Origin of the sequence: Clostridioides sp. ES-S-0054-01, from assembly GCA_021561035.1 — a bacterium.
Classification (GTDB): Bacteria; Bacillota; Clostridia; order Peptostreptococcales; family Peptostreptococcaceae; genus Clostridioides.
In genome coordinates this window covers 3416706-3429454 of the sequence record CP067346.1, presented here as the reverse complement: position 1 = coordinate 3429454, position 12749 = coordinate 3416706, and the positions used below count along the sequence as shown (strand labels likewise).

At 26.2% G+C, this 12749-nt stretch carries 9 protein-coding genes; 7 read left to right on the top strand and 2 right to left on the bottom strand.

Annotated elements, in window-relative coordinates; translation table 11 throughout:
• Window positions 1-24: 24 nt before the first annotated feature.
• The gene (locus JJC02_15645; GenBank protein UDN54291.1) at window positions 25-1686 is read right to left on the bottom strand and encodes a cell wall-binding protein Cwp21; all 1662 of its coding nucleotides are present in this window, start codon (window positions 1684-1686) and stop codon (window positions 25-27) included.
• A gap of 683 nt (window positions 1687-2369) precedes the next feature.
• Here JJC02_15645 and JJC02_15640 point away from each other — a divergent pair.
• The 5 genes from JJC02_15640 to JJC02_15620 all read left to right on the top strand — a co-directional run bounded on the left by JJC02_15640 (window position 2370) and on the right by JJC02_15620 (window position 8381).
• On the top strand, window positions 2370-4925 hold the full coding sequence (locus JJC02_15640; protein UDN54290.1) for an ABC transporter permease: 2556 nt from the start codon (window positions 2370-2372) through the stop codon (window positions 4923-4925).
• A 17-nt stretch (window positions 4926-4942) separates the two neighbouring features.
• On the top strand, window positions 4943-5611 hold the full coding sequence (locus JJC02_15635; GenBank protein ID UDN54289.1) for an ABC transporter ATP-binding protein: 669 nt from the start codon (window positions 4943-4945) through the stop codon (window positions 5609-5611).
• 482 nt (window positions 5612-6093) lie between these two features.
• Entirely contained in the window at window positions 6094-7215 is a 1122-nt protein-coding gene (locus tag JJC02_15630; GenBank protein ID UDN54288.1) for an aldo/keto reductase, read from the top strand.
• Between the two features lie 220 nt (window positions 7216-7435).
• On the top strand, window positions 7436-7849 hold the full coding sequence (locus JJC02_15625) for a MerR family transcriptional regulator (GenBank protein UDN54287.1): 414 nt from the start codon (window positions 7436-7438) through the stop codon (window positions 7847-7849).
• Window positions 7842-8381: a flavodoxin family protein gene (locus JJC02_15620; GenBank protein ID UDN54286.1), complete on the top strand. Its 540-nt coding sequence runs from the start codon at window positions 7842-7844 to the stop codon at window positions 8379-8381. The genes JJC02_15625 and JJC02_15620 overlap by 8 nt, the downstream gene beginning before the upstream one ends.
• A 200-nt stretch (window positions 8382-8581) precedes the next feature.
• On the opposite strand, the gene JJC02_15615 is transcribed toward JJC02_15620, so the two are convergent.
• Window positions 8582-9067: a hypothetical protein gene (locus tag JJC02_15615; protein UDN54285.1), complete on the bottom strand. Its 486-nt coding sequence runs from the start codon at window positions 9065-9067 to the stop codon at window positions 8582-8584.
• 835 nt (window positions 9068-9902) lie between these two features.
• Here JJC02_15615 and JJC02_15610 point away from each other — a divergent pair.
• Both JJC02_15610 and JJC02_15605 read left to right on the top strand, forming a co-directional pair.
• Window positions 9903-10280: a RidA family protein gene (locus JJC02_15610; GenBank protein ID UDN54284.1), complete on the top strand. Its 378-nt coding sequence runs from the start codon at window positions 9903-9905 to the stop codon at window positions 10278-10280.
• A 402-nt stretch (window positions 10281-10682) separates the two neighbouring features.
• The gene (locus tag JJC02_15605) at window positions 10683-12485 is read left to right on the top strand and encodes a sigma 54-interacting transcriptional regulator (GenBank protein ID UDN54283.1); all 1803 of its coding nucleotides are present in this window, start codon (window positions 10683-10685) and stop codon (window positions 12483-12485) included.
• Window positions 12486-12749 lie beyond the last annotated feature (264 nt).

The following is a 12749-nucleotide window of genomic DNA, read 5'->3' as shown; positions in this document are numbered from 1 at the left end:
ATAATTAATAAAATATATATTTTATTAATTATCTATTTCAAATTCTAATATTTTACCAGTAATTGCACTAATTGTTATTTCATACTCAGTTTTTCCTTTTATTATTTCACCTTCATATTCTTTGTCATCTTCATCATATTCAAATTTTACTATTTTTCCACCAGGTACTTTATCTAACATTATTGATTTAGCTTTTTCAGCACCAATAATAGAATTGTTGTCATTAGTATTAGAGTTATTGTTGTGATTATTATCATTATCATCAAAGTCATCGTCAGAATCCTTGTCCATATCAATATCTATAATTCTTCCATCAAATGCACTTATCTCTAATTCATAGGTTTTCTTATTTTTTGCTACCTTAGCTTCATATTCATTATCTTCAGCATCATATTTACAATAGATTAAATTACCATTAGGAACAGCATCTAATGCTATAGACTTAGCTTTATCCAATGATATATTTTTTGTACCTAAATTATTATCATTTAAGTCATCATCTTTTTCAATTTCTATTATTTTACCAGAGTAGGCATCAATTTCTATCTCATATAGGACATTATCTTTTATAACTTTGCAGTCGTATTTATTATCATCTTCATCATAGTAACAAACTAAAATATTACTTCCTGGAAGAGCTTGCTTTAATATTTTTTTAGCTTGTATTAAAGATATTTTTTTAGTTCTATTTCTTATGTTGACATTTTTTAGTTTTAAAATATCTTCAAACGCTTTTTGATTATATCCTCCTCCTACCTGTGTTATTTCATTTATGTCTTTGTTTTTAATAAATTCTTTTTGACTATTTACAAGGCTACCATTAGATATCATTATAGGAGAATTTTCTTTAGCAGCTAGTACTCCTATTGATAATGAATCGACTAGTGCATTTTCTTGATTAATACCATCTTTGGCTACAAATATATTATTTATTTTTTTGTCCTTATAAAATTGTTCTATAATTTTTGCATTAGTATTGTTTCTATCCGAACCACTAATTCTTTCTTTATTTGGATATTTTTTTACTGTATTATCTGACAAAACCTTACTTCCTCCAACTATGTAAGATTTTTTTATAGACCTATTATTTAAGAAATTTATACTGTTATTATTACTATTTTCGTCTGATACTAATATTATAGGCATATTGTGTATTGCTGCTGGAGAAGCTATGCTAACTGCATCAGATAATCCCTTTAAGCCATTAACAACAGCAACATTTTCTACTTTTTTTATTTTATCTATTTCTTTAAGTACATTTGTAGACATTTCATATATATTATTTCCTACTATTTTATTTATTTTTATGTTAAGTGACTTTATTTCATTTTCTACTTTGGAAGAAATACTATTTCCGCTATCTACTATGTATACATTGTCTACATTAAGTCTTTTAAGTTCAGCTTTAGTCGAACTTTCGATACTATTACTGTTTACTAAAAGAATAGGTGCATTCTTTAGTTTAGCAAATGGATTTGCACAAAGAGCACTTTGAATAGAGTTACCATTAACGATAATAGCTGTTTTTGATTGAACCCATCCCAATTTGCTTACTTCTACAGCTGTTTCATATCTTGTTTCACCTATTAATCTTTCTTGTTTTGTAGTATTGTCTGCAAAAATTGCTGAAGAGCTAGAAAAAAATATCATACCCGATATTAATATAGCTAAATTTTTCTTATTCATATTTTTACCTCACAATCTTTAAAATTTTGTTATTTAGTGTTACTTAGTAAAGTATAATCTTAAAGTCAAGTTACTATTAGATGTAACATCTTAAAATTAACAGATAAGATTATTTAATATAAATTTTTTATTTTTACATTCAATATTATACCATAATTTAATGGGAAAAAGTTTTTACAGGAGTTTATATTGGGAAAATAGATGTGTTATAAAATAAATTATATTTTATGAGTGTAGGTTTTATGTATTTTTATTAGTTATTTTAGAGTGTATAGACTTCAAAGATATTTATAAAAAATAAAAAAGCTATTAAATTTATTCTCATATTTAGACTTGAAGGTTGGTGAAAGTAATTAAAAGATATTACCCTAAAGTAGAAGCTATATAAAATTATACTAAATCTATATATACTATTGGATCAAAATACTGACAATTGGGTCGATTAAGCTACTAGTTGGGTCATATATATTGATACTAAAAAATAAGGATGCTATCTTTGTAATAAAAAAAGTTAACATCTTTATTTTTTAGAAGATATGTGTAAGAGATATGTGCTTAACTTTTAAACTAACAATAAAGTATATAAATAAAAATAAGAAATAATCAATAGTAATATTATTGTACAAAGTATTTAATAATAGAATTTTTTGATAATAACTTAATCTTAAAAAGGAGGGGGATTTATGGGAATATACTTAAAGATGTCACTTGCATATTTAAGAAAAAATAGGATTAGAACTTCACTTTTGATACTAGGTGTTGTATTAGGTGTAATCTTGATATTTGGATTGAATGTTATAAAAGATTCTCAAAATAAAAATGATTTAAATGCGGTACAAAAACTTTATGGTGGATATCATGTGGAATGTACTGATTTAAACCCAGAGAGTATTGAAAAGTTAAAAAGTGATGAGAATGTATCAAAAATTACTACAGTACAAAATTTAGGTAGTGTTACAGATAAAAAAGGAAATTCTGTATTACTAAAATCAATAAACAAAGATTACTTAACAGGAAAATCTAGTAAATTGATAAAAGGTAGATTTCCTGAAAGTAGTAACGAAATAGTAATAGAAAAAAAAGCTATAGAAGCAATGAATATACCTGATACATTAAATTCTACTATAAATCTTACAGTAAAAAAGGAATATAAAGATTCAAATGGAAGTAATCAAATTTATACTATAGATGAAGAATTTAAACTTGTAGGAGTTATAGAAAAACCAAAGGGATATTATGACTATGTTTATGAACTTGAAGCATTTACTTACGAAAATGATGAAAATAATAACATAATACCACAAGATACAATTAGTTATAATAGTACATTAAGTTTAAAGACTGGTTGGAAAAATATTAGGGGACAAGCTGAAAATATTATGAGAAGGAATAATATAGGAAGGTATAGTTGCATACCAAATTCTCCACTTATGGTAAAAACAATGGATATAGAAGAAAATATTAATCCAGATGTTTTTAAAAGAGAAGTTTTAATTATAATTACAGCATCAATTTTCATATTTAATATTTTTAATATCACATTAAATGAAACAATAAGAGAAATGGGTTTACTTAGGTTAACAGGTTCAAGCAAGAAAAATGTTAGATGTATAATAATATATCAAGCATTAATCATAATGGTTGTAGGTATAATTGGGGGATTAATATTAGGTGTAACATTTTCATATATAGGGATTAATAGCCACAATATAGAACTATATAAACAGGCATCAATAAATCCAAAATTATATGTAAGTAATGCAAATATCATGAAAGCTATAATAATAGGTGTATTTTCTGTAATTATTTCTTGTATTATACCTATTTGGAAAATAGGTATAATATCACCTATTGAAGCTATAAAGAAAGTAGATAAGGTTAAAAAATATAGAGAAAGTTATAAATTAAATAAACTTTTAAGTAGAATATTTGGATTTTATGGGTTTATGGGACTTAAAAATATAGGAAGAAATAAAGGTAGAGCGTTTATCTCGATGATATCAATTGCACTAGGAGGATATATATTTATAACTACATTTTCAAGTATGCAAGAAGAGGTAAGTAATAAAATTGAGGATATATACAATAAATATGATATAACAATGGAATTTGTTGCAGAAATTTCAGATGTAGATAATTTAAAATATACAGATAATGATGTGAATAAAATACAAAATATAGATGGTGTAAAAAGTATAAATAAGATTCAAGTAGAAAGCGGAATCTTCGAGTTTAAAAAGAATGAGATAAATAAAGAATTTATAAAGCACAATGGGATACGAGAAAATGATACAATGGAATATGAAATGAATTTAAAATTCTATGAAAATAATTATATAAATGGGACATTAAAAAATTTTGTACAAGAGGGGATTTTAAATGATATAGGGAAAATGACAAATGGATATCCAAATGTGGCAGTATATAATTATTATTATGACGAAGTTGATGATCATACATATGAAAATGTTTTTAAAGATGTGAAAGTAGGGAATATAATAACAATAAAAGTCCCGATTACAGAGAATAATAAAACTTTATATAAAGAAAATAAAGTAAGAGTATGTGCAACCTTAAATCCTGACTGGGCATTTAAAGGAGATGGTGGTCCTGGTCGTAAATTTGAGGTTATCACATCTAATAATCATGCTAAATACCTTACTGGGGAACAGAAATACACTGAATTAGGCATAAACTTAGAAGACTCATATGATGAAACTGTAAATAAAGAAGTGAAAAAAATTTCTAACAGTATACATTTATCTAAATTTGATAGTAGATTGAGTTTTAAAGAGATGGGAAAGACAGCAAATGTAAATTATATTAAATCACAGATATCAATAATATTATTAGTTTTAATAATAGCAGGAGTTAATATTTTTTGTACAATAAGAACTAGTCTCATTATGAGAAGAAAAGAAATTTCAACACTTAGAGCAATAGGGTTAAGTGTAAAAAATATGAAAAAAATGGTTATTTATGAAGCATTAGCATATACAATATTAAGTTTTGTAATTTCTTTGATTCCATCTATAATAAGCTTAATTAAATTTGTAAACTGGAAAAATAATGCTTATATAAACTTTGGAATAGAACATTTTATGTCTTTTACATTTCCACTTAAGGAATCAATAATATTTTTTATTATATCAATAACTGTATGTTTAATTGCAGTAATAACAAGTAATAGAGATTTTAAAAAGATGAATATTATTGAAGGAATAAAAGATGCTGATTAATTTTGGGGGTCGAATTTATGAAAACTTTAAAAACTCTAGACTTAAGAAAAATATATGGTAAGGGTGATAGCGAAGTTAAAGCTATTGACGGGATTAATTTAGAAATACAACCTAATAAATTTACAGCTATAGTTGGTCAAAGCGGTTCTGGAAAGAGTACACTACTTCATTGTATGGCAGGGCTTGATAAACCTACTTCAGGTAAAGTACTTATGGATAATTTAGATTTATATACTTTAAATGACGATAAACTGTCTAAGATAAGAAGTAAAGAATTTGGGTTTATATTTCAAAGTTTTAATTTAATACCAGTTATAAATGTTTATGAAAATATAATACTGCCTATTTCACTTAGTGGTGAAAAGATAGATAAGGAATATATAGAAGATTTAATAATTAAATTGGGTCTTAAGTCGCAAATCAAGAAATTTCCCAATGAATTATCAGGTGGACAACAGCAAAGGGTTGCAATTGCTAGAGCACTTGCAAATAAGCCTTCAGTAATATTAGCGGATGAACCGACTGGAAATTTAGATAGTAAAACAACTAGGGAAGTAATGGATGTATTAAAGTTTTGTGTTAATGAATATAAACAGACATTAGTTATGATAACTCATAATAATGAAATAGCTGAGAGTGCTGATAATATTATAACTATTAATGATGGTAAAATTATATCCAATTAATGACATACATCTAAATCTATACTATGAAAAATGAATATTTTTCACTTAAGAATAGTTGTTATATTCTATGTTATATGTGAATTAGTTGCTAAAAATATAGCCTAAAAATAAAGAGAATGTCTTTAAAATCTAAATAAATGGATTTTAAGGGCATTTTTACTATATATATTTAATTTAGAATGCTATATATAAGAAATAAAAGCGTGTATTAATTGAAATTAGTAACGTTCAATTGATATACTAATCTTACAAGGTTAAAATATTACAAATAGCTTATTCTTTAAACTCTAACAAAAATATATGAGGGACTATGAACTAGATAATTAATGAATAATAGATAAATCTTTAGAATATTTAGCTAAAAAATAAAAAAACTATTGACTTAAAGTTAACTCTAAGTAGTAAAGTATAATTATAGAAAATTTATAAGTATTTAGAAGCACAAGTTAAAATAGAGAATACTTAAAGGGGGAAGTAAGAAAATGGAAGCAAAAAAATTAGGTTTTGGATTAATGCGTTTACCAGTAAAAGATGAAAATGATGTTACAACTATTGATATGGAATATTTAAATAAAATGGTTGATACTTTTTTAGAGAGAGGGTTTACATATTTTGATACAGCTTATGTATACCATATGGGAAAAAGTGAGATAGCGTTGAGAGAATCTTTAGTAAAGAGACACAAAAGAGATAGTTTTACTGTAGCTACAAAACTACCATTAATGGTTTTAAAGAAAAAAGAAGAACAAGAGACTATTTTTAATGAACAGTTAGAAAAGTGTGGTGTAGATTATTTTGATTATTATCTTTTACACAATATAGGTGTATCACATTATGAGGTAGCCAAAAAATTTGATAGCTTTAAGTTTATTGAAGAAAAGAAAAAAGAAGGAAAAATAAAGAATATTGGCTTTTCTTTTCATGATAGTGCAGAATTATTAGATAAAGTCTTGACTGAGCATCCAGAAGTAGACTTTGTCCAATTACAGATTAACTATTTAGACTGGGATAATGAAAGTATACAATCTAGAAAATGCTATGAGATAGCAGAGAAGCACAATAAACCTGTAATTGTTATGGAGCCAGTAAAAGGAGGCACACTTGCAAAGATACCAGAAAAGGCAGAGAAGTTATTGAGTGACTATAATCCAGATATGTCAATACCATCTTGGGCAATCCGTTTTGCAGCAAGTAAAGACAATGTTATGATGGTATTAAGTGGAATGTCAAATATGGAACAATTGTTAGATAATACAGGATATATGCAAAATTTTAAACCATTCATAAAAGAAGAATATGATGTTATAGACGAAGCTGTAGAAATTATCAATGAATCAATTGCAGTTCCATGTACTGCATGTCAGTATTGTGTAGAAGGATGTCCAAAAAATATTGCTATTCCAAACTATTTTGCATTGTATAATTCAGAAAAACAAGCTATTAATGCTGGATTTTCAACACAGATGGTTTACTATAATAACTATACTAAGACTTATGGTAAAGCATCAGATTGTATTGGATGTAAACAATGTGAGGAAAGTTGCCCACAACATATTAAAATTATAGATGCCTTAAAGAATGTGGCAGAAATTTTTGAAAAATAATTAGTAGCTGTAAATAAGCAGGATAAATAATTTTGAAAAATAATTATATGTAGATAAATAAGGTAAATGGTTTTGATAGCTTACTAACTGTAGATAAATAGAGTCAATAATTTTGATAAGTTACTAACTATAGATAGACAAAATAAGTACTTTCGATAGAATATATTTAAATTATTTAATGATATTTTAATCTATACAATATCAAGAGAGGTATATATGTATGACGATTTCAGAAGTTAGCAAAAAATACGAACTTTCAGCAGATACTTTACGATATTATGAACGAATTGGTCTGATACCGCCTGTAGGTAGAAATAAAAGTGGAATTAGGTCTTTTACAGAAAAAGATTGTGAGTGGGTTAATTTTATAAAATGTATGAGAAGAGCAGGTCTTTCTATTGAGACATTGATTGAATATGTGGCTATGTTTCAACAAGGAAATAGTACTATCCAAGCGAGAAAAGAACTTTTGATAGAACAGCGAAATCAACTAGTGAAAAGAATGGAAGAAATGCAAAAAACTTTGGAACGATTAAATTTTAAGATTGATAGATACGAAGAAGGTCTTATTGAAAAAGAAAAGACATTAGGCAAGAGTATAAATAAAAAATTGGAGGAAGTATCTTATGAGTAAAAATGTATTAATAGTGTCCGCTAGTCCTAGAAAAGGCGGTAATTCTGATTTATTGTGTGACCAATTTATGCAAGGAGTGTTAGAATCTAAAAATCAAGTAGAGAAAATATTTTTAAAAGATAAAGATGTTAACTATTGTACTGGATGTGGTGCTTGTTATGAAAAAGGAGCAAGTTGTCCACAGAAGGATGATATGGGAGAAATTCTTGAAAAAATGATTGAAGCAGACGTGATTGTTTTGGCAACTCCAGTTTATTTTTATACTATGAATGCACAAATGAAAACTATGATTGATAGAACTTGTTCTAGATATACTGAAATTTGTGATAAAGATTTCTATTTTATTGTCGCAGCAGCAGACAATAATGTGGATGATATGGAAAGAACAATAGAAGGTTTTAGAGGGTTTACATCATGTTTAAATGGCTCTAAGGAAAAAGGTATAGTATATGGTGTAGGAGCTTGGCACATAGGTGATATTAAGGGAAGTGAGTCAATGAAACAGGCATATGAAATGGGCAAGTTGGTATAGTGTGTTTGTATATAATAAAGGGTTTGTCTCAAAATAGAGATAAGCCTTTTTTTCATTGTTGAAATGATGAAAATATATTTGATTTCATACAAAAAAGTGTCTCGAGAACTAAAAAGTTCATTTTGAGACACTACTTTTATTTTACAATATTTATTTAAATATCTAGTATCACTCATATATTTCAACAGTTACCCTAAAAACTATATAGATTCCTGCATAATATTATTTTCTTTAGTAATTAATTTTTCTAAGTTTTTCCAATCGCTTTCTTCCATATTTGCAAAATAATGACCACTTCCTATACAAGTCAAGTAAGACTTTCCATCTAATTTAAATGAAGAACCACCAATACACTTTGAATTACATTTTTTACAAGTACGAGTTTTAGTGATACTTTCCTTAATAGTTTTAGAACATTCTTCTACAGCATCTTTATATGTATTTAGATGAAAAAGATTTGCTTTAACTCTCCATTTTTTTTCGTTACATTCTATAGTAAATAGGCTACGTTTTGGTTTCTTAGTGGAATATACTATCTTGTAAGAACGAGCACCTGTCTTTGGTTCAATTTTGCAATCTAATGATTTACCAAGCTCATGTAAATCACAAGCAATATTATAATCTTTACCACTTAATATCTTTAACATTTCCTCTGTTGTTTCTGCTGTTAATTCACTTTTACCCATATTAAAAAATCCCCCTAATAAAAAATAATTAATATAAGTATATTAAATAAATTTATTAAAATCAATAAAATAACTACAATCTTACATTATTGGACATAGAATGAGATCTAATACTTTATTATAAAAGAGACTTAATAGTATGAAAATTCATTCAGACATGATACAATTCTATAAAAGATTTAAAAAATAGGAAAGGAGAAAGTTGCTGAGAGGTAATCAACATAATAATTTACTGATAGATTATAAATTTATTATGAGAAGAATAATGCTATGAAGTAAGGTTATTAAAAGAGGGATTTGTGAGTTCTCAGCAATGGTGATGGATATTGATGATTTTTTGGTTACTATTATATTTAGCTATTATATTTTCAATAGGCTCTATGATAACTAGAGTAAATAAGGTTTGGGTAAAGTTTTTACTATTTATAGTGGTTGGATTGTCAACTATAGTTCTTTCATACATAATAACTTGATAATTTAGGATTAAAAAACTAGTTTTAACGTATAAATTCTCAAAACAAGAATTCTCAAGTTGGTAAATTTCTAGATATGAGAAAAAAATTGACATTACGGAAAAATAATTTTGAAGCGTTTTTTTATAAAAATATTTAGATGTGGCTAGTTTGAATGACTTCACAAAATTTTATATATAGGTAAAGTTTGGCATGTTAATTGCTTTAATAAAAGTTAACATGGACACAAATAAATATAATCATCTAAGTATTGATTATTTGAAGTTTTAGATTTGAAATTTAATCTAAAGGTTCATATTGATATTGGTGTTTAGGAAATTTTATTTTCCTGTAAATATAACTTAATAATAGGAGGTGAAGTCATGTCAAAAGTAGTAATAGCTACAGAGAAAGCTCCAGGAGCAATTGGACCATATTCTCAAGCGATTCAAGTTGGAAATATAGTTTCTACATCAGGTCAACTTCCAATAGATATGAAGACTGGTGAGTTAGTATCTGACCCAAAAGAAGCAACAAAAGCTTCTTTAGATAATGTAAAAGCAATATTAGAACAAGCTGGTACAAGTATGGATAAAATATTTAAGACTACAGTATTTGTAAAAGATTTAAAGGATTTTAATGATATTAATGAAGTGTATGCTACATATTTTAAAGAAAATCCACCAGCAAGATCATGTGTACAAGTTGCTCAATTACCAAAAGATGCAGTTTTAGAAATTGAAGCAATGGCAGTACTATAAGTATTATAACAATAAAACCAATAACAAAACTAATGAAAATTAAAAACTAATAAAAAAAAGTCTACAATTAAAAAAGTTTATATTAAAAAGTCTATATAAAAATCTATCTAAATATTTAACTATTGAGCTTTTCTCATGTAATGTATATTTTTGTGTCAAAAATATATTTGTTATACGAGGAAAGCTTTTTTGTATTTTATTATTGCATTGTGATTTATTTTATTATCTGTATATTACAATTAAGGTAATAATTATATGAAACAAACTTTTTACAATTAAGATTATGTGTTTTAATGCAAATATATAAATAAGTAATGTTTTATATATATTTTTAAAATTGACTATATGTTAAAATATAGCTAAACTGATAATTTGGTAAATTAAATTCTAATGGGGGAGACTATGTTAAGTAAATTAAAAGAATTTCAACAAGAAATGATAAAATACACTGAAACAGTAGCTAGTGTGTTAGATGTAGATATTGAAATAGTTGATGATAGATTAATAAGAATTAGTGGCACAGGTCTATATAAATCAAAGATAAATGAAAGCGTTGTTACAGAGGGCTTTATTTATGATAAAGTTATACAGACAGGTCAGGAATTAGTCGTATTAGATATATGCGACAATCAGCTTTGTATAGAATGTTCCCATTACATGAAATGCTTAAATAAAGTAATAATAGCAGTTCCAATAAAGTATAATAATCGAACTATAGGAGTAATTGGTGCTATTAGTACAGATAAAACTAAAAAAATAGAAATAAGTGAAAAAATAGATAATTATTTAAAATTTGTCAATCATATATGTGATTTAATTTCTATGAAGATAGAAGAACATGAAGCGTCAAAAAATAGTAGTAGAAAAATGGATATGATGATAGAAATAATTGAAAATGTTGAAAAAGGCGTTATAATACTGGACATAAATAGCAAAATATCTTACATAAACAATATTGCTTTAAAAAAATTGGATATTGAGAAAGAGATAAGAGAAAATATAGTAAATATAGTATCTGTTGAATCCTCCTCAAATGGACATGAACTATTAGAAATTGATATTGATAACAAGATTTATAATATAAATGCCAAAATAATTCCTGTATATCCATATATAAATCAATATGACAAAATAATAATATTTGATAAGACATATATCAATCATAAAGGACATGGAAAAGTTAATAGTGGATGGGGAAATAGTGATATAGATTCTATAATTGGAAATTCAGAAGCAATGGTAAAAGTAAAAGAGAGAACTAAGAAATTAGCGAAATCAAATTCAACTGTTCTTATAACTGGAGAAAGTGGGACTGGTAAAGAGTTAATTGCTAGAGCCATACATGCTGAAGGTAGTAGGTGGAATAAGCCATTTATTGCTATAAACTGTGCCGCTATCCCAGAAAACCTACTTGAAAGTGAATTATTTGGCTATATAAAGGGAGCATTTAGTGGAGCTAATAGTGGAGGTAAAGTAGGTAAATTTGAACTTGCAAATGAAGGTGTTATATTTCTTGATGAAATGGGCGATTTATCAATGCCTCTACAAGCAAAGTTACTTAGAGTTTTACAAGAGCGAAAATTTGCGAGAATTGGGTCAAATAAACTTATAGATTTAGATATAAGAGTGATTGCTGCTACAAATAAAAATTTATTGAAATTAGTAAATGAGGGTAAGTTTAGAGATGATTTATACTATAGATTAAATGTAATTCCTATAAATTTGCCACCTCTTAGGGAAAGAAAAGATGATATTGAAGCAATAATGATGAAGTTTGCTTCTAAATATTCTTTAGAATTAGGTATTCAATTGAATAAAATAGAAGAAAATGTAATGAATATGTTGATTAACTATAATTGGCCGGGAAATATAAGAGAACTGGAAAATGCAGTTGAATATATGATGAATTTAGTTGGAGATGATGGAATAATATACAAAGATATGCTTCCGTTAGATATCTTGAACTATTATAATATTAATGGAAATGTATGTAAGAGTACAAATGTAACATTTGAAGATGATATAGTTGAAGGGATAGTAGAAAATCAAGAAAAGATACTTTCAATTAAAGAATTAGAGTTTACTTATATAAATAAGTTGTTGAATAAATACGGAAGAGATACAAAGACGAAGAAGAAAATAGCAAAAGACTTGGGTATAGGTTTGGCTACATTATATAGAAAATTGGAAGAAGATCAACAATAATTTAAATAAAGAAGAAATTTTTTTAATTTCTTGGCATACAATATGCTGAAGTTTATATCTAAGTTACTATTGGTTTTATTAATACTTATATGTTTTATTATACTAAAAGGTATATTAACTTGTAAGAAAGAAGATAAAAAAGTTCTATCATAATATAAATAATTATATTTGTTATAGATAGTCTTAAAAATAATAGTGAAGATGTTAAAAGATGAAATAAGGAAACTTTGGACTAAACATATACATACCATTAAACTAAAATAA